The organism is Gemmatimonadaceae bacterium (assembly GCA_035633115.1).
In the GTDB taxonomy this organism is placed as follows: domain Bacteria; phylum Gemmatimonadota; class Gemmatimonadetes; order Gemmatimonadales; family Gemmatimonadaceae; genus UBA4720.
The window spans coordinates 151,779-169,097 of record DASQFN010000079.1 but is presented as its reverse complement, the minus strand read 5'-3'; the positions used below and the strand labels follow the sequence as shown (position 1 = coordinate 169,097).

Genomic DNA, 17,319 nt, shown 5'->3' with positions numbered 1-17,319 from the left:
CATTTCGCGATTTCTCGAGGCAGTTTGTGAGACTGCGAGCTTTCTGGAGCTACAAAATTACGGAGACAAAGCGAAAATTTGCGGGGTTGTCAACCAATCGAATTACTCACGGGTCTCACAGGTCTCCCAATTTCCCCTTTCCCTCGGAACCGGGTCGCGCGGAGTCGGACCGGCTAATTTGACCCACGGACGGAGTCAGTGGCACTGGTGTTGAACACTCTGGAAGACTACGAGGCCCTGCGACATCATCCCCACCGCCGCCCACCCTCGGCAACCACTATACCATAGAGAAGGAGATTGGCGGCGGGGGCATGGCAGCCGTGTAGGCGCGTCAGGAAGCCGCAGGAACCTCGGTGAGAAGCGCCGCAAACCGTGGATTCCCCCTGATCGAAACGAGATCGGGATCCGTCGTCAGCCATTCCCGATTGCGCATCCCGAGCTCGATCGCCCGCTCGAGGTGATCGAGCGCGAGATCACCCTGGCCGCCCTGCGCGTAAAGGCAGGCAATGTTGTAGCAAGCGTTCGGGTCAGCCGCACCGTATCTGCGGCCGGCAAGCGCTTCTCGCGGTTGATCCTGTCGCGTAGAGTCTCGCCTTCGATGTGCGGCATTACGTAGAACAGCACTCCACCCGTCTCGCCGGAATCATGCACCGGGACGATGTGCGGGTGGGTCAGGCTCGCGACTGTCTTGATCTCCTGAAGGAATCTCTCGGTGCCCAGTGCCGCCGCGACATCGGAGTTCAGAACCTTGACCGCGACGCTTCGGTCGTGCCGCGGGTCGCGCGCGCGATAGACAGTCGCCATCCCGCCTCGACCGATCTCGATCTCGATGGTGTAGCGGTCGCCGAGTGCTTTCTGGGGAGCAAGTGCGGTCAATGAACTACCCGTGGAGGGATGCGCTGATATTCCGCTCGGGCCGAAGGGATGTCAACCGCGGTGCGCGCTACCAACGAGTGGCGCCGCGGGCTATCTCACTGCGCGGCTGAATGCTCGACCACTTGCGTCGCGCGGGCGCCGGGTCCGGCGGGGTCCTCGATCAGGGTGTGCCGCTCGGAGTCGATCACGAGTGGCGGCGGCTCGGAGGCGATCAGATACTCGAACTCGCTGCGGAACTCCTCGAGCGATAACCCTGCCGTTGCGGCGAACTTCGCCAGCTCGTGAGGATCCTCGAAGTCGTCCCGTCGCAGGCGAATCATGTAGCGACGCGCGATGCTGTAGCGCGTAGAGTGTATGTCCAGCAGCCGCACGCGAGCTCGGCCGCTATCGTGATCGATCATCTCGGCGAAAGGAATCGGGACGAACTGCCCCGCCTGCATTGAGACCATCACGCCGTTACCGCCCGCGAACAGGTACTTGGCGGCGCAGTAACCGAGATCGCGCGTGTACTCCATGTCGTATGGGATCGGATCCGCGCAACGCAGCTCGTAGCCGATGTTCTTCGCAACGATGGTCGCCTTGATGCCGAACTGGCGGAGCCGTTTCAGCACCTCGGCCTTGAGGATCTCGCCGATGTTGATCTCGTCGATGCGGATGTGGCCGTGAGCATCGCGCTCGACGTCAGCCAGCTGCGCCAGGTCCTCTTCACTCAGGCTGAGCACCAGGCCCTCGGCGATGACCGCCACACCGTCGCGCCGGCCGTCGGCGAGCCGCTTGATCGCCGCACCTGCGAGCGTGTCGACTACGGTGCTGAGCCGGATTGGACCATCGGCGAACTCTTCCGGAACCAGCGTCAAGGTAGATCCGGCGGCTTTGCCGATGCCCAGCGCAAGGTGGCCGGCCTTTCGACCCATCGCGATGACGTAGTACCACCGCGAAGTCGTCTTCGCGTCGACCATCAGGTTCTTGATGATCTCGACGCCGTAGTGGCGCGCAGTCTGAAATCCGAAGGTATCGACGTAACCGGGAAGGTCGAGGTCGTTATCGATCGACTTCGGGACATGGACGACGCGAATCCGGCCGGCCGACTGCTCCTCGAGCCTCATTGCCGAATGCGCCGTGTCGTCTCCGCCAATCGTGATGAGCTGCGAGACGTTCAGACGGAGGAGCGAGAGTACCGCGTTCTCGAGGTGCTCACGATTCAGAGTGGGGTTCGCGCGCGAGATCCCGATATGAGATCCGCCGCGAAAGTGAATCCGGCTGACACGATCGATTGTCAGATCGGTGACGTGATCCACATCGCCCTGCATGATCCACTCGAAGCCGTCGCGAATTCCGATCACCTCGATGCCGTCGACCTCCGCGCGGATCGTCGCGGCGGCGATGACGCTGTTGATGCCCGGCGCGGGACCTCCGCCAACCAGAATTGCGAGCTTCCTCGGATGGGTCACGGCGTGGTCCTGCATGAGCAACGATCGGCGAGCGTGCGCCTGAGGTGATCGAGCGACTCAGTCGGCATGAGTCGCCAAACGATTTTTCGTGAATGTCACGCGCACAAGATACGGGTGTTCTCCCGGGGACGCGACGTGCAGGCAACCTTGCTTGCTCCCAGCTCTACGATCTCACGCCGCCCGGCTTGTCCGTCGGAAACCCGGCTTCACCTTCGTCAGGGTGCGGAACCGACGTGCGCGCTGACGTTCGGGCAGTCGTTTCTGACCCTCCCTGGAACAAGCCCGCCGAATCAGTTGGTCCAGCCTGACCGTTTGTCAGGCATTGAAGGAGAGCTACTCGGAGCGGCGTCTGCCGCAAGGGCTGGCAAGCGCGTTGTCTGGGAGCTGGCGCGGCTGCGCCTGTCGCTACACCACCTCGTACAATAGTATTGGCCGGTGCCAGAGCAGATAGACCGTCTACGATCCGCGCTCGCGGACCGCTATGCCATCGAGCGTGAGCTCGGTGCGGGCGGCATGGCAACGGTTTACCTCGCAGACGACCTGAAGCACGACCGCAAAGTTGCGGTGAAGGTGCTGCGCCCCGAGCTGGCCGCGGCTCTTGGTCCGGACCGATTTCCGCGCGAAATCAGGATTCTCGCCCGGCTTCAGCATCCGCACATCCTGCCGCTGCTCGACTCGGGTGAGTCAGGCGGATTCCTTTTCTACACGATGCCGTTCGTTGACGGGGAGTCTCTGCGCGAACGGGTCGACCGCGACGGCGCGCTTCCTGTGCCCGAGGCGGTGCGCATCCTGCGCGAAGTGGCCGACGCCCTCGCCGCGGCGCACGCGGCCGGCGTGCTGCACCGCGACATCAAGCCCGGCAACGTCATGCTCTCCGGCCGCCACGCGCTGGTCATGGACTTCGGCGTAGCCAAGGCCGTGAGCGACGCGGGCGGCGAAAATCTGACCACTGTTGGCGTCGCCGTTGGCACGCCGACCTACATGTCACCCGAGCAGGCAACCGCCTCTGAGCATATAGACGCGCGTTCCGACATCTACGCGCTCGGGCTCCTCGCGTACGAAATGCTGACGGGCGACCCGCCGTTCCACGGTAAGAGTGCGCAAGCGACACTTTCCGCGCAGGTGCTCGAAAAGCCGAAACCTGTGACCGAAATGCGCGCCGCAGTGTCGCATGGTCTCGGCGACTTCGTGATGCGCTGCCTCGAGAAGTCGCCCGATGACCGATGGCAAACGACGGACGAGCTCGTGCCGCTCCTCGAATCGCTCGGCACGCCAAGCGGCGGGATCACGCCGACGCAGACCCGCCCGGTGAAAGCCGTGAGCGCCGCGGCGCCGACTGCTCGCGCGACAGGCACGCGGCGATTGATGATCGGCGCTGCAATCGCACTGGTCGTGATTGCAGGCGCGCTCGGCGGGTGGAAGGCGCTCGGCGGCAAAGGTGGCGATGGTGGCCTCGGCTCGATCACGCGCGTGGCGGTAATGCCGCTGCGTGACATCTCCGGTGCCGATGCCGTGTTCGCCGAGAGCATGCAGGACGCGCTGATCACCGGCATCGCGGGAATGAACCTAGCGGCAGTCGTTCCACGTTCGGAGCTGTCGGAAAAGGGTCAGAGCCGTCGCATCCGCGACGTGGCTGCCGAGTTCGACGTCGACGCGGTCATGGAGGGAACCCTCTTCCGCGCCGGCGACGTGATGCGAATCAACCTCCAGCTAGTGGAACCGCAATCGGTGCGGCACTACTGGAGCGGCAGCTTCGAGCTCAACGTCAAGAACGTGCTGTCAGCGCAGGACTCACTTGTGCGAACGATCAATACGCAGCTGCGCGGGGTGCTCGACGGAAGTGCCCGCCGGAAAGTCGCTGCAAACTCCGAAACGAAACCATGATGCGACGAATGATTGCGGTGTTCGTGGCTGTCACCCTGCTTGGCTGCACGCAAACGGATTCCCGCGCGGCCGTTGACCGAATGACACTCGTGCCTGGTCCGGGCACCTTTGGCTACCAGTTCTCGGATGACGGCCGGCTCGCGTTCGCGAAGTTCGTCGCCGGCAAATCGGCGATCTACGTCGCAAACGGCGATGGCACCGGCGCCAGGCGCGTGAGTTTTGGTATCTGGGACGTCGCTCCGCTCTGGTCACCGGACCGCAAGTGGATTGCGCTCACTCGCGATGCCGGTGGGCACCCGGATGCGGTGATCGTTCCCACCGATAGCGGCCCGGAACGAGTCGTCGGCGGCAGTTCGGCCGATGAAGTCTCGAACGCCTGGCTACCCGACGGAAGCGGACTGCTGTTCACGCGCGGCACCGCTCAGGGAAATGAGACCTGGGTGTACAAGGTTGCGGACGGGTCGAGTGCGAAGCTGTTCGAGGTGGATGGAAGCACCAACAGCTTTCCGTCACCCGACCGCAAGTCGATCGCGTATACGCTCACGAAGGACGGCAAGTCTACGGTCTGGCTTTGGGACGTCGAGAAGAGAACGCACCGCCAGCTGACGATCGAGGGTTTTGAATCAGTGTCGTTCGGCACGTTTTCGCCGGACGGCCGCTCGATCCTGTATGAATCACGACGCACGGGCAGGAGCGATCTGTGGCGCCTGGACGTGGCCACCGGCGACCGCCACCAACTCACCTACGACGTCGCTGGCGACCTGGCGGGCCGCTGGTCGCCGGATGGAACGCGCATCGTGTTTACCTCGAACCGCGGTGGGCAGCCGGACATCTGGGTGCTCACTACCGGCGAAGCCGACGTCCAGCGGGTCACGGATGATGCCGTCAGCGAGTCGCTTCCGAATTGGACTCCGGACGGCCGCGGCGTCGTAGCGACCGTGGCACTCGGACACTCCCATCTCTATGCGTTGCCAGTGGCAGGCGGGGCGCCTGTCCAACTGACGTCTGGGGACTGGGGCATCAGCGATGCCGACGTCTCACGCGACGGCTCTCGAATCGCGTACGTCGGCACGAAGAACGGCGATGCCGACATCTGGACGGCCCCCGTCGGTGGCGGCGAGTCCATACTCGTGAGCAGCGCGCCGGGTCCTGACGATGAACCGTCGTGGTCACCCGATGGGAAACAGATCGCCTTCGCGTCTCGTCGCGCCGGCAACTCTGACGTCTGGATTGCCCCGGCCGGAGGTGGAACCGCGACCCGCCTAACCGACTGGCCCACCGGCGAAAGCGCGCCGCGATGGTCACCCGACGGCAAGGCCATCGCGTTTCTGTCCAACCGGGAGTCGGCCGGCGAGGATATCTGGACAATTCCCGTCGCCGGCGGAGCGGCCACGCGCCTCACCAGGCTCGGATTGGTCGGAGACGGGTTCCGGTGGAGTCCAGACAGCAGGACGATCGTGCTCCCCGCGCAGGTCGAAACGTCCGGCGGCCTGGCCGTGTTTGCGGTGCCGGCGAGCGGCGGCACACCGAAACTGGTCGCCCCCGCGACGAGCTTCGCGCCCGAATGGTCGCCTGACGCTCGCGAAGTGAAGGTCAACAAGTGCACTGCCGGGTACTGCGTCACCGACATCTGGTCTGCGTCTGGCAAACACCTCCGGACGCTGAGCGCTCAGCCGAACGTGTATGAGTTCGATGCATCCTGGTCTGCCAACGGCGCGCAACTGTTGATCGGGTGGCAAGACCTGGTCGGCGACGGCGGGAATCGGGTGGACATACGGTCGGCCACCGACGGGGCCGCGCGGCTGCTGGCCGGCCCTCCGGGATACAGCATGCTGCTCGTCGGCTTCGGCGACGGCGACAAGGCAGCGATTACCTTTGGCGCGCCAAACGGAAATGCGCTGCAGCGGATCGAGGTGCCGGCGCCAGTCAAGTCGCCGTAAAGCCAACGCGTCGCGAATTCAGGGAAGCGGATCGTTTGCGCGTTCATCGCGTCGCCGGTGTGGCGGCTCCCTTGATGATCAGCCACACCGCGAGTATCACCTCGAACACCGCCATTGGAATCCAGATGAGGTCGAAGAACCGGCCGCCGAAGAATCCGGCAAGCTGCAGGGGAAGGCTCACTACAAGCAGGATGGACGCGGCGACGCCAAGCCAGGCAAGTACAACGGGGATCATCCGGCCACGCAGAAGAAGCCAGCAAAAGAGTGTGCTGCCCACGGCGAAAAGCGTTGCGCTGGCGAGCGTTTGCCAGCCTCCGGCCTTCTGAAGAAATGCGCCGAGGGTGTGCGCGGTTGCCGTGTCAGGCGCATCTGGTCCGGTGGCCGTCGCGAGCCAGAGTAGCCCGAGCATCACCGGCAGGCTGCCGCTTACACCTTCGCCAACGCGACAGACCAGGCCGAACATTGCAAGATCAGAATCCTCGTCGCGCGTGATCGCGTAAAGTGTCACCGCCAGCACCAGGGCACAAAAGGAGGCGAGCAGAGAGAACAGGAACGCGACACGGACCTCCGTTGCGTGCTGTGCGTAACCCGCGAGCTTTGCAGCGATCCCCTCCGTGCCTGACGCCCGGCCGGCAATGATCAGGCTCGTAATGCCGGCTGCGATGTAGACGAGGAATGTGACGCCGGCCATTCTTGCGTTGGTTCTGCGGGTCATGAGTGCGTCCTCACTGGTTGAGTGATGCCGGCGCGAGCGACCCCGCGAAAGTTTCGCTTGATGCGAACGCGCCAGAGCCAATAGAACATCGTCACGAGCACGGCCAGCAGCGGCAGCGCGAGGAGAGGCATGATGCGGATCGGCTCGGGAATCACCTTCGCCTGGCCGATGAAGAACGACAGCGCGGCGATGGCCAGCGCGAAACACATGCGCCACAAATGCCTCGCAATTCGAGGCGCGCCGCGCAGAGGCCCCGACCTCACCACGCGAACATCCCCTGCCGCGCCCAACAGTGCCACGAGGCCGAAAATGAAAAACGGAAACGCTATCCCGACTTCCTTGCCGCCTCTGGCGACCGCCTGGAAGCCGAATGTGACATTGGTCAGGCCAACGCCAAGGGCTACCAGAAGCAGACCGATGGTCAGCCAGCGCGCCCCTGCGGCAGGAGGTCGCATCGTCGTCAGCGAGGTGGTCACCAGATACGCGGTCAGCAGCCCGACCGGGATGTTGATCGCGGGCGCCACCCCGCGCACAGCAGCGATCATCAGCCCGGTGAACAACATGGTGAGCATCACACAGACGAACACCATCCCCGCCTTGCGATGCAGCGGTGCTCCCTTCGAGGCATAGAGCGCGACAAACCCGGAAACGAGTCCGAGGCTGCCCGCGATGATGTGTACCACCAGAGTCATTCGCACGGAATTGTCTTCCCTCGCCTTGTCCTTCCCCGAAATACGGAATAACTTAGTTTTTAGTTTCACGGGCCAGAAGCTGGCACGCCCTTTGACCGCTGGCCCCCCGGCGGGAAACCGGACGCGTCCCTTCCCGTAAGCCTTATCAAGGCCCCTAGTAAGTACTTAGTTATTCGTTCTCGGCATCGAGGCAGCCATGGTCTGCATTCTCTATGTGATCGCGATTGGCACACTGCTCGGCATGGCCGGGCTGCTCGTCGAGCGCATTCTGCCCGCGACCACGACGTCGCGCCGGTGGGTATGGTGCGTGGTCATTGGGATCAGCGTGACGGTTCCGCCCATATACCAGGCAAATCACAAGTCGTCGGTCACCGACGTACTGGAGCATCACGTCGTGGATTCACAGCTCGGTCACGCGGTCGGTACCGCCTCACTCACTGCGCTGGACCAGGGCCTGGCGGCCCGTATTGAATCGTTGAACCCGATCATCAATCGGGTCTGGTTGATTGCTTCCGCGATGCTTGTGCTATGGGGCCTGGCCACCGCGGCACGCGTGTACTTCCTGGTAGCGCGCTCGCGCAGGCTGAACGCCCGGCGTGCGCCTTCGGTCGTCGATGGCGTTCCCGTCGTCGTCACCGACTCGGTTGGCCCTGCCACTGTCGGAGTGTTGCACTCGCGCGTACTGGTCCCGCAGTGGGTGCTCGCCCTGCCGCGAGTGCAGCGTCGATACGTGCTGCGTCACGAAGAGGAGCATCGGAACTCGCGCGACGCGCTCCTTCTTTTCGTCGCGTCGCTCACGTTAATCGTGTTGCCGTGGAACCTTGCTCTCTGGTGGCAGCTGCGACGGCTCCGCCTGGCGGTTGAGATGGACTGCGACAATCGAGTCGTCTCAGCGCTCGGCGACGCGAACGCTTACGGAGAGCTTCTGTTCAAGGTCGCGCAGGCGGCCAGCCGGGGTCCGCGACTCCAGCCGGCGTTCCTCGGAGCGGGAATGCTGGAGCGACGGCTTACCGCACTGGTGGCACCAACACCGCTTCGGCATGCTCAGCGATACCTGCTCCCCACAGTGGCACTTGGGCTGCTGTTGCTCGTGCTGGCTATGCCTCACCCCGTACTCACCCCCAGGCACGGCGCAAATGTCGCTATGACATCAAACACGACGCAGCACTCGCGATGACCGACCTCCATCTGACTCAGCGCGAGCTGGACATAATGAGTGTGCTCTGGGAGCTCGGAGAGGCGACGGTTACCGAAGTCCGGGACCGGGTCGATCCAAGCCTCGCATACACTGGCATCTCGAGCATGATTCGAACGCTGGAGATGAAGGGCTACGTGTCGCACCGGCGCGGGGAGGGGAAGACGCACGTCTACTTTCCGGTGATAGAGCCCGAGAAAGCCGGCGAGTCCGCGCTCGGCCGAGTGCTGGACAAGATCTATGGTGGGTCGCCGATCAAGCTGCTTGCTCATCTCATGGAGCAGAATCGGCTGTCGGACAAGGAGCTTGCGCGTATGCGCGAGCTGTTGAAGCGGCCCGCGAAGCGGCGTTAACCCGGGCGTTAACCCGGCGCGCTATCCGCGCCAGCGCCTTGTGCAGTGGGCGCGGTGGGGGCTCATCGGCACCGTTTGTGTCTAACTGCAGTTGGGGCGGTGCCAGTCTTCTCGAGTCGCAACGGTCAGCGGCACTATCAGAGTAGCATCGTTTGCAAGCTCGAGGAAAAGACGAGCATTTCCGCTGGCAAGAAGCTCGAACATCCGATCGCGATCGCTGGACGCCACATCGAACGAGCTGCCGGCAGTGAATGACACGGGTGACGTCTGCATCGACAGAACGGCGACTACGCGGCCGGGATCGCGGTTATCCCGTAGCGTCAGGCGCGTGGGGGCGGCGGCGAATCCTTCTCCTCTCACTACGTGCGACACCGAATTCGATACGGGTTGCTCCGGCCTGTACTGACGAAAGCCCATCGATTCGACGACAACTGTACCTCCGCCCGGCGGTGTTGCGGCGCCCTGAACGGATACGAAGCGAGTCTCGTATACGCACGCGTAGATATTGCAGCCGCCGAGACTCAGCAGGATTGGAAGAACCGCGAAAACCGTTTGTCGACGCATCCGTTGCCGGGATGTGGGCGAAAGGGCCATCCTCCTCATACCCCGGTGTCGCTGCTCAGGTCAATCGCATATACTTGGAACGCCGCGCACTGGTGTTAGATGGCCTTTTGTTACGGCTCAGGCCACTGCTGCAACGCGTGTTTTCTCTTCCATGGGTTCGCTTCGCGCGCCCTTCATCAACAGTTTCGCAATCTCCGCTGCGCGCGCGCGTTCGCTTGCTGCGCCGCGTCAGTATATTGGGTCGAATGACAGCATTCGTTGCACTCCTTCGCGCCGTAAACGTGGGAGGAACCGGCAAGCTCCCGATGGTGGATCTCAAAGTGATGTGCGAAGCTGCCGGATTCCGCGACGTCAGAACCTATATCGCGAGCGGGAACGTGGTCTTCGACAGCACGCTCTCGGAGACCGCTGTGCGTAAGGAGCTCGAGAATCGGCTCCTCGCCTACGCCGGCAAGCCTGTCGGGGTCATGTTACGGACAGCAAAGGAGATGGCAGAGGTACTGGCGCGGAACCCCTTTCCGAATGCGCCCGCAAATCGCACCGTGGCGATCTTTCTCGATGCGGCACCGCCCGCTGACAGCCTCGACAGCATATCGGGACGTGCGGACGAGGAGGTCGGTCTCGGACGAAGGGAGATCTACGTGCGCTACGGCGCGAACATGGGGCGCTCGAAACTGAAAATACCCGCGGCGGGAAAGGGGACTGCTCGCAATATGAACACGGTTGCGAAGCTGGCCGCGATGGCCGCGCAGGGCGGATGAGTTTGCTGAGAGTCCTGCTTTTATTGCTCGCCTGGACCACGACCGCTCCGGGCCAGCCCTCCACCATCGCGCTGGCCGGCGGAACTCTCATCGATCCGCGTGGACCGTCGATACCGAATGCATCTGTTGTTGCACGGGACGGCCGCATCCTTTGCGCTGGCACTCGTGCAAACTGCCCTGCGCCCGCCGGCGCACGCATCATAGACATGTCGGGCAAGTTCATCACGCCCGGCCTGATAGACGCCCACGTCCACTATTCACAGACCGGCTGGGTGGACGGGCGACCCGACGCTGTGGATTTGCGGGCCGAGTTTCCATACGACTCGACAGTGGCTGCGCTCCAGCGGAATCCGGCGCCGTTCGACCGCGCGTGGCTCTGCTCAGGCGTCACCGCGGTGTTCGACGTCGGCGGCTTCCCCTTCACGTACGCCATGGCGCGGGCTCACGAATCCCAGGCGCTCGCTCCAAGAATGGCCGCGGCCGGACCTCTTCTGACGAGTCGGGCTCACTGGCTCAATCTTCCGTTTATTCAGCAGTTCGTTCCCATGTCGGGCGATTCAATAGTGCGTGCGGCGGTGGGCGGGCTTGCATACATGGGCGCGAACGCAATCAAGGTGTGGTATCTCCAGCTTCCCGATTCATTGCAGCCACATGCGCGCGACATGTTGATGATTGCCGGACAGGCGGCGAAAAAGGCTGGCGTGCCTCTGATCGTGCACGCGACTCAGCTGCCCCGGGCAAAGGAGGCTCTCGCCGCCGGCACGCGAGTGCTCGTGCACAGTGTCGAGACCGCTGAAATCGATGACGAGTTCATCGCCGCGGCGCGAAGAAATGGAACCGTCGTCATCCCGACTCTCACCGTACGCGAAGGCTACGCCGACGTAGGCATGGGCCGGTCACCCGCTGCGCGGTATCCCCTCGAGTGTGTGGATGCAGTTACCCGGTCTAAGCTCGAGCGCGTGATTCCGGAAACAGTTCGCGCCCGGCTTGCCACAGCTGCGCGAAGCGGTACGTGGGATGCGCAACGCAAGACGATGGAAGTCAATCTTCGAAAGCTGCGCGACGCAGGCATACCGATCGCAATGGGCACCGACGCTGGAAATCCTGGAACTGCGCATGGACCAAGTGTCTACCGCGAGATGGAAGCAATGCAGGCGGCAGGTATGACAGCCCGCCAGGTGCTGCTGTCCGCAACTCTTGTCGCGGCGCGTGCGATGGGGCGCGAAGCCGACCTCGGCTCACTCGATCGCGGCAAGCATGCCGATCTCGTCGTTTTCGACGCCGATCCGAGCGCCGACATCGCGAACGCGCGCAAAGTCCGAATGGTAATGCGCGGAGGAACTCTCTACGACCGCTCTGCGCTCTTACCGGGTGTTCGCTGAGGTGCGCAACTGCCGCCCTGCGGCGCGCTGAGTGATTCTTCGGTGCGATGCTAATCGCAATTTGGAACTCCCAGGAAACATGGCATCTGGTCCACCACGAGGGTGACCCACACCCATGCTATGAGGATCAGGAAAACGACCCTGGGCAGCAGGCTGACGGGATTCGCCAGCGCCCTGTTTCCCGTCGCGAGGCTCCGCAGGATTGGCATCAGGAGGGCGACAAACGTCAAACCTAGCAGCCACATGAAGCAAACAGTGGGATTGGAAAGCCTTCGGGGAGGTTCCGTCGGTTTACCAGCTCCATGATCATGAACGGGAGCACGTGCAATGTGCTGATGATCGCTGGTGCTTTGAGCTTTCCAGAACTACCCGACAGCATGTGCGGCCTGGAAGAGAATGCATGGGAGGTCCTGCTGACGAGTAACGTGCATCTACGATTTACTCTGGGGCGGCAGCTCGACGAAATCCGGCGCCGCGGAAACTTGCGTCCACGAAACCCCGGCACGTCGCGGGCCCTGGAGGGTGCGCGTTAGCCGCAGTCGATCTCCCGGGGCCAAGCCACGATGGCAAAGAAAGAGGCAGCGGAAACTCTATCGATCGACGGGCGGGATGTCCGCATCAGCAATCCGGACAAGCCCTATTTCTCCCGCGACGTCAAGCTCTCGAAGCTCGACGTCGTCCAGTATTACCTGTCGGTCGCGAGCGGCGCCGTCGCCGGCATCCGCGACCGGCCGAACGTGCTCAAGCGCTTCGTCGACGGCGCGGAGAAACCGCCATTCTATCAGAAGCGCGCGCCGGAGAATCGTCCGGACTGGCTGAGAACCGTCACGCTCTCGTTCCCGTCGGGGCGCACGGCCGAAGAAGTGGTCGTCGACGACGCGGCCGGCCTCGCATGGATCCTGAACCTCGGCTGCATCGAGCTCCATCCACACGCCGTGCGCACGAATGATCTCGATCATCCTGACGAGCTGCGCATCGATCTGGACCCGATTCCCGGCGTGAAATGGGACGATGTCCGCCGCGTCGCGATGGAGACAAGGAACCTGCTCGAGGAAATGGGACTGCGCGGCTGGCCGAAGACGAGCGGCTCGCGCGGGATGCACGTCAATGCGCGCATTCACCAGCGGTGGACATTCACGGAAGTGCGACGCGCCGCGCTGGCGTTGTCGCGTGAGATCGAGCGGCGCGCGCCTACCCTAGCAACGTCGAAGTGGTGGAAGGAGGAGCGCCACGGCGTTTTTCTCGATTACAACCAGAACGCGAAGGACCGCACGACATGTTCGGCCTACTCGATACGCCCGCTCCCTGATGCACGTGTCTCGGCGCCGGTCTTGTGGGAGGAGATTCCCGACTGCGACCCGGCCGATTTCACTGTGCTGACGATGGCGGCTCGTCTGGAAGCAACTGGCGATCCGAACGCGCGGATGGATGATGCGGCCGGCTCACTCGATCAACTGCTCGAGCTTGCCGCGCGCGACGAGGCCGCCGGGCTCGGCGACGCGCCATGGCCGCCTCACTTTAGAAAGATGGAAGGCGAGCCCGCGCGTGTTGCCCCATCACGGGCGAAGTCGGCAACGAAGAAGAAAGCCGCCACGAAGAAGGCTGCGGCGAAAACTGCAGTGAAACCCCGATCGAAGATGCCGCTGATCGTGGTTGCCAACTCGACTGACAAGGAGCTGGCTCTCGAAGGTCTCGAGCGGTGGAAGGCCAGGCATCCTGAGGCGGCGTCTCATTTGGCTGTCGACGACGTTCTTGTGGATTCAATGCGTGGACGGTCGTCCACCTGGACGCGCATCCGCGTCAACCTGCGGAACGTTCCGGAAGAGTCGAGACCGGTGCAGGATACTCCCGACCCTGATGATGACCCGACGCGCGCGTGGCGTGAAGCGCGCCGTCCAGCTCAGAAATGAAACTGCAGGAGCTCGTACAGGTGTCGGCGGCCGTCGCAGGAACGTCCGGTCGCCTGGATAAGATCGCAAAGCTCGCGGCACTATTCGCGCGCGTTCCACCGGATGAAATCCCGACTGCAATCGGCTTCCTCACAGGCTGGCCGCGCCAGGGCCGGCTTGGCGTGGGGTGATCGAGAACGACGAACGGGATTCTTTTCTTCTTCGCGGCCTGCATCGAGAGCGCCATAGTCGAGACGTATGTCCACGTTCTGCCGCCAACTTCCTGCAGGTCGTACACGAGCACGTCAACGTCCTTCAACATCTCGGGCGACGGACCACGATCCTCGGTCCTGTAGAGCGAGTGAATGGGGGCGCCGGTTCTCGAATCCACTTCGACTTCGATCTTCGCGCCTGCTGCGACTGTGCCGCGAATGCCGTGCTCGGGAGCAAACAACGCGACGAGCTTGAGATCCCTGTGCCTCGCGATCAGATCGATGTCGGGAGTCTTCGATCGGTCAACTGCACTTTGATTCGTTATGAGGCCGATTCTTTTTCCACGAAGTTGACGATGGCACGTCGGAGAGGAACACCTCGATGCCGGGAATGACACCTGATGCAGGACCGGCCGGTGGAGAATTGGAGACCGCCGTGCGGGCACACGCGGTAAGCAGAAGGAACGCGGGCGCAACGTGAAGCGCGCGCAAAATGCCGCTAACTCTTGCGCTCGGGGTTCTCGACCCGCTCCGCCCGTAGCTTCTCGGCTAAGCGCTGCGCCTCGCCGAGACGTTCCACTTCCAGCGCGATGGCATCGACCGACTGCTGCAGGTACTCGACGCGCTGATCGGCGAGCTGCACGTCCGGCTGATCCTCCCGCCTTGCGCGTGACGCGAACGGCCATGCCACGTACGCCCCTATCAGCAGCCCGATATGGACTGCGGCGTGTGTCCACTCTTCGGTAATGCCGGCATAAACCCCACCGGCCAGGTTGATGAGGAGAAATGCAACTCCGGCCAACCGCCAGAGCGTGGAGCGTGAATTCATGATGAGCTCCTCTCTTGATACAGGGCACTACGCGCCTGCTGAGTCAAAGTTACTGTGCAGGTCGACCACGTCACGCGGACTCGGTGCGAAAGATCGCCGCGAGCTCGTGCGGCGGCACCACCTCCAGCTGCTCGAAGGTGCAGTCACGCGGGCGCTTGTCATCGCGCCACCGCCGAAACTGCGCCGTGTGTCGAAATCGGCTGCCCTGCATATGATCGTACCCAACCTCAACGACTAGCTCGGGACGGATCGGCTCCCACGACAAGTCTTTTCCGGCGCTCCAACGACTCACCATGCCGGGCCGGCGATGTGCCTCAGCCTCGCCCGGTGACTGCGCTTCCGCCCACGCGCGCCACGGGTGTCCGTCGAGTGCGTTCACGCGATAGGGATCGAGGAACGTGACGAGCTCCTTTCGCTTCACATCAGTGAAGCTCGCGCAAACGCCGACGTGCTCGAAGCTCTCGCCGTCATAAAGACCGAGCAGGAGCGAGCCGACTGCCGTTTTCTCACCGCGCTTGTGCCAGCGGAATCCGGCCACGACGCAATCGCACTCGCGTGCGTGCTTCACCTTGAGCATCACTCGCTTGTTTGGCGCGTACGTACCGGATTCCGACTTCGCAACCACGCCGTCGAGTCCCGCGCCCTCGAACCGCCGAAACCAGTCTGCGGCGGTCGTTCTGTCGCGCGTTGCTGGCGTCAGGTGAAGAGGCGGCTCCGCGTTTGCGAGCAGCGACTCGAGTCTTGCGCGTCGTTCGCCGAATGGCGTGTCGTAAAGACTTCGGTCGCCCTCGCACAGCAAGTCGAAGAAGACAACAGAGGCGGGGATTTCTCCGGCTAGCTTCTTCACTCGCGAGGCAGCGGGGTGGAGTCGGAGCTGCAGCGCCCCGAAATCGAGTCCTTCATTGAGCGCGATGACGATCTCGCCGTCGAGCACGCAGCGCTCGGGGAGCTGCGCCTTGAGCGGATCGATGAGCTCGGGGAAGTAACGATTGAGCGGCTTCTCGTCGCGGCTCTGAATGAAAATCTCGTCACCGTCACGGAATATGAGTGTGCGGAACCCGTCCCACTTGGGCTCGAATATCCATCCTTCGCCGGGTGGCAGCTCACCCACTCGCTTTGCGAGCATCGGGAGGACCGGCGGATTGACAGCGAGGTTCATGCGCTTGATGCCCTGAAGATGTCAGTGCAGTTCTGGATACATAATGGATACCGCGTCACGCGCTGCCGCAATCGCGCTGTACCGCGGCTCGAATCCCAGAACGGTGCGCGCTTTCTGGATGCTCGCGTGCGGAGAGTGCAGGATGTGGTCCCGAGTGATTTCCGCATCTCTCTCACTCACCGTCAACCGCCATTCATCCCACGGGAGAAAATCGAGATTCGCTTCACGCCCGAACCATGATGCTGCCGCTTCTGTATAATCGCGCATCGTGACTGGTTCTGCGGCGGCAATGTGAAAGGCTTCACCGATCGCTGCCTCACGGCGTGAGAGCGCGAGGACGAAAGCCTGCGCGACGTCGTCGGCATGGACATGCTGGAGCGTGGCCGAGCCTTCATCAGGGAGGGCGATCCGGTCCCCTCGAGCGAGAGATTCGAACACTCTGGTGTCGAGGTTCCCGGCCGGGTTGATCGGAGCCCATCCTGGTCCAGTGATGTGACCGGGGTGAAGCACCGAGGCAGGGAAGCCCTCAGCTGCCGCGTCGAGGAGAAAACGCTCGATCTGCGCTTTGCGAATTCCGTATTCGCCGAAAGGCTCGCGGGGCGCCGTCTCATCATATGGCCGCTCACGGGGCACACCGTGTACCCACAAGCTGCCGCAATGCAGAAATATTTCAGTCCGGCCTCGCAGCGCATTGACAAGATGTGCAGCGGAGTCGCGATCGAAACAAATCAAGTCGACTACCGCTTCCCCACGGAGAGCCGCGATTGTGGAGCCGAACGACCCATCGCGCTCGGCAGCGGTGCGATCGAGCGTCACATGCTCTACCGACTGCCATTCGGGAGAGTCATGGTAAGGCTGGCGCGTCCCCCGGGAGACCGCAACGACGTGGTGCCCGTCGTTCACCAGCCGCGGCACGAGCCACGTCCCGATGTGTCCGGTGGCGCCGATGATTACCGTGCGCAACGGAACATCCCACGCCCTTCGAGAACGTTCAGCGGTATGCTACCAGTTGAGCAGGAAAATGGGGGCCATCGCTGCCAGCGCAGCGCTGACTTGAAGAGCCAGAACGGGCAATGCCTGTCTTGGCGACTGCGGCACCCACTTGATCGCGAAGAACAGTACGATAGGTACCTGTGCCGCCATGAGGATCTGCCAGATATGCGCGGCTGCGCCCTCATCTGCCTGGGGGGCGGTGCCATGCAATGCGATGAAAATGAACACGATTGCGAGGGCGCCGAGGGACATTGCCACGGGGAGGAACGCGCTCGGGTGCTTCAGCATGGTCAATGGATTCATTTCGCCACGGCGTGGTTGGCTGTGAAGACGGTATGCCATACTATGATAAAGTACTTTGCGACAAAGAGCAACTAGGCCGTATCGTCTTTTCGCGCGTGTCTCTACATGCCGCGAGGGCGAG

Annotated in this window: 18 protein-coding genes; 8 read left to right on the top strand and 10 right to left on the bottom strand. The window is 62.9% G+C overall.

All coding sequences use genetic code 11. The features are described from left to right. Nucleotides 1–411: 411 nt before the first annotated feature. Nucleotides 412–876: a protein kinase gene (locus VES88_10450; GenBank protein HYN81911.1), complete on the bottom strand. Its 465-nt coding sequence runs from the start codon at nucleotides 874–876 to the stop codon at nucleotides 412–414. 95 nt (nucleotides 877–971) lie between these two features. Next, nucleotides 972–2,327: a diphosphate--fructose-6-phosphate 1-phosphotransferase gene (pfp, locus tag VES88_10445; protein ID HYN81910.1), complete on the bottom strand. Its 1,356-nt coding sequence runs from the start codon at nucleotides 2,325–2,327 to the stop codon at nucleotides 972–974. 435 nt (nucleotides 2,328–2,762) lie between these two features. Between pfp and VES88_10440 the strand changes: the two genes are divergently transcribed. Together VES88_10440 and VES88_10435 are read left to right on the top strand one after the other, a co-directional pair. Beyond that, nucleotides 2,763–4,211 (top strand): serine/threonine-protein kinase, encoded by a 1,449-nt coding sequence (locus tag VES88_10440; protein ID HYN81909.1) that lies wholly within the window; start codon nucleotides 2,763–2,765, stop codon nucleotides 4,209–4,211. Further along, complete coding sequence (locus VES88_10435; GenBank protein HYN81908.1) at nucleotides 4,208–6,151, top strand: hypothetical protein; 1,944 nt, start codon at nucleotides 4,208–4,210, stop codon at nucleotides 6,149–6,151. Before VES88_10440 ends, VES88_10435 begins: the two co-directional genes overlap by 4 nt. Nucleotides 6,152–6,194: 43 nt before the next feature. Here VES88_10435 and VES88_10430 read toward each other — a convergent pair whose 3' ends face one another. Both VES88_10430 and VES88_10425 read right to left on the bottom strand, forming a co-directional pair. Then, the gene (locus VES88_10430) at nucleotides 6,195–6,866 is read right to left on the bottom strand and encodes a DUF4386 domain-containing protein (protein HYN81907.1); all 672 of its coding nucleotides are present in this window, start codon (nucleotides 6,864–6,866) and stop codon (nucleotides 6,195–6,197) included. After that, on the bottom strand, nucleotides 6,863–7,627 hold the full coding sequence (locus VES88_10425; GenBank protein ID HYN81906.1) for a hypothetical protein: 765 nt from the start codon (nucleotides 7,625–7,627) through the stop codon (nucleotides 6,863–6,865). The genes VES88_10430 and VES88_10425 overlap by 4 nt, the downstream gene beginning before the upstream one ends. A gap of 127 nt (nucleotides 7,628–7,754) precedes the next feature. On the opposite strand from VES88_10425, the gene VES88_10420 reads away from it, so the two are divergent. Together VES88_10420 and VES88_10415 are read left to right on the top strand one after the other, a co-directional pair. Then, on the top strand, nucleotides 7,755–8,735 hold the full coding sequence (locus tag VES88_10420; protein HYN81905.1) for a M56 family metallopeptidase: 981 nt from the start codon (nucleotides 7,755–7,757) through the stop codon (nucleotides 8,733–8,735). Further along, nucleotides 8,732–9,106: a BlaI/MecI/CopY family transcriptional regulator gene (locus VES88_10415; protein ID HYN81904.1), complete on the top strand. Its 375-nt coding sequence runs from the start codon at nucleotides 8,732–8,734 to the stop codon at nucleotides 9,104–9,106. The genes VES88_10420 and VES88_10415 overlap by 4 nt, the downstream gene beginning before the upstream one ends. Nucleotides 9,107–9,187: 81 nt before the next feature. Here VES88_10415 and VES88_10410 read toward each other — a convergent pair whose 3' ends face one another. Then, complete coding sequence (locus tag VES88_10410) at nucleotides 9,188–9,670, bottom strand: hypothetical protein (protein HYN81903.1); 483 nt, start codon at nucleotides 9,668–9,670, stop codon at nucleotides 9,188–9,190. 245 nt (nucleotides 9,671–9,915) lie between these two features. Between VES88_10410 and VES88_10405 the strand changes: the two genes are divergently transcribed. Next, the gene (locus VES88_10405; protein ID HYN81902.1) at nucleotides 9,916–10,431 is read left to right on the top strand and encodes a DUF1697 domain-containing protein; all 516 of its coding nucleotides are present in this window, start codon (nucleotides 9,916–9,918) and stop codon (nucleotides 10,429–10,431) included. Then, a complete protein-coding gene (locus tag VES88_10400; GenBank protein HYN81901.1) occupies nucleotides 10,428–11,813 on the top strand; it encodes an amidohydrolase family protein in 1,386 nt (461 codons plus the stop codon). Before VES88_10405 ends, VES88_10400 begins: the two co-directional genes overlap by 4 nt. Nucleotides 11,814–11,863: 50 nt before the next feature. Here VES88_10400 and VES88_10395 read toward each other — a convergent pair whose 3' ends face one another. Beyond that, nucleotides 11,864–12,022, bottom strand: coding sequence for a hypothetical protein (locus VES88_10395; protein ID HYN81900.1), 159 nt, complete (start codon nucleotides 12,020–12,022; stop codon nucleotides 11,864–11,866). A 354-nt stretch (nucleotides 12,023–12,376) separates the two neighbouring features. Here VES88_10395 and VES88_10390 point away from each other — a divergent pair, with 354 nt between their 5' ends. Together VES88_10390 and VES88_10385 are read left to right on the top strand one after the other, a co-directional pair. After that, entirely contained in the window at nucleotides 12,377–13,723 is a 1,347-nt protein-coding gene (locus VES88_10390; protein HYN81899.1) for a DNA polymerase domain-containing protein, read from the top strand. Beyond that, a complete protein-coding gene (locus VES88_10385; GenBank protein ID HYN81898.1) occupies nucleotides 13,720–13,893 on the top strand; it encodes a hypothetical protein in 174 nt (57 codons plus the stop codon). Before VES88_10390 ends, VES88_10385 begins: the two co-directional genes overlap by 4 nt. Nucleotides 13,894–14,413: 520 nt before the next feature. Here VES88_10385 and VES88_10380 read toward each other — a convergent pair. The 4 genes from VES88_10380 to VES88_10365 all read right to left on the bottom strand — a co-directional run bounded on the left by VES88_10380 (nucleotide 14,414) and on the right by VES88_10365 (nucleotide 17,198). Beyond that, nucleotides 14,414–14,743, bottom strand: coding sequence for a hypothetical protein (locus VES88_10380; GenBank protein HYN81897.1), 330 nt, complete (start codon nucleotides 14,741–14,743; stop codon nucleotides 14,414–14,416). 70 nt (nucleotides 14,744–14,813) lie between these two features. Next, entirely contained in the window at nucleotides 14,814–15,902 is a 1,089-nt protein-coding gene (locus tag VES88_10375; GenBank protein HYN81896.1) for an ATP-dependent DNA ligase, read from the bottom strand. 21 nt (nucleotides 15,903–15,923) lie between these two features. Further along, nucleotides 15,924–16,865 (bottom strand): NAD-dependent epimerase/dehydratase family protein, encoded by a 942-nt coding sequence (locus VES88_10370; protein ID HYN81895.1) that lies wholly within the window; start codon nucleotides 16,863–16,865, stop codon nucleotides 15,924–15,926. A gap of 39 nt (nucleotides 16,866–16,904) precedes the next feature. After that, nucleotides 16,905–17,198 carry a hypothetical protein gene (locus VES88_10365; GenBank protein ID HYN81894.1) on the bottom strand — a complete coding sequence of 98 codons (294 nt, stop codon included), beginning with the start codon at nucleotides 17,196–17,198 and terminating at the stop codon, nucleotides 16,905–16,907. Nucleotides 17,199–17,319: the final 121 nt, after the last annotated feature.

Bases quoted from the DNA above. Each gene is read 5' to 3' on its own strand.
- VES88_10435 (HYN81908.1), top strand. From the start codon at position 4,208: ATGATGCGACGAATGATTGCGGTGTTCGTGGCTGTCACCCTGCTTGGC.
- VES88_10430 (HYN81907.1), bottom strand. From the start codon at position 6,866: ATGACCCGCAGAACCAACGCAAGAATGGCCGGCGTCACATTCCTCGTC.
- VES88_10420 (HYN81905.1), top strand. From the start codon at position 7,755: ATGGTCTGCATTCTCTATGTGATCGCGATTGGCACACTGCTCGGCATG.
- VES88_10415 (HYN81904.1), top strand. From the start codon at position 8,732: ATGACCGACCTCCATCTGACTCAGCGCGAGCTGGACATAATGAGTGTG.
- VES88_10410 (HYN81903.1), bottom strand. From the start codon at position 9,670: ATGCGTCGACAAACGGTTTTCGCGGTTCTTCCAATCCTGCTGAGTCTC.
- VES88_10405 (HYN81902.1), top strand. From the start codon at position 9,916: ATGACAGCATTCGTTGCACTCCTTCGCGCCGTAAACGTGGGAGGAACC.
- VES88_10400 (HYN81901.1), top strand. From the start codon at position 10,428: ATGAGTTTGCTGAGAGTCCTGCTTTTATTGCTCGCCTGGACCACGACC.
- VES88_10395 (HYN81900.1), bottom strand. From the start codon at position 12,022: ATGCCAATCCTGCGGAGCCTCGCGACGGGAAACAGGGCGCTGGCGAAT.
- VES88_10390 (HYN81899.1), top strand. From the start codon at position 12,377: ATGGCAAAGAAAGAGGCAGCGGAAACTCTATCGATCGACGGGCGGGAT.
- VES88_10385 (HYN81898.1), top strand. From the start codon at position 13,720: ATGAAACTGCAGGAGCTCGTACAGGTGTCGGCGGCCGTCGCAGGAACG.
- VES88_10380 (HYN81897.1), bottom strand. From the start codon at position 14,743: ATGAATTCACGCTCCACGCTCTGGCGGTTGGCCGGAGTTGCATTTCTC.
- VES88_10375 (HYN81896.1), bottom strand. From the start codon at position 15,902: ATGAACCTCGCTGTCAATCCGCCGGTCCTCCCGATGCTCGCAAAGCGA.
- VES88_10365 (HYN81894.1), bottom strand. From the start codon at position 17,198: ATGAATCCATTGACCATGCTGAAGCACCCGAGCGCGTTCCTCCCCGTG.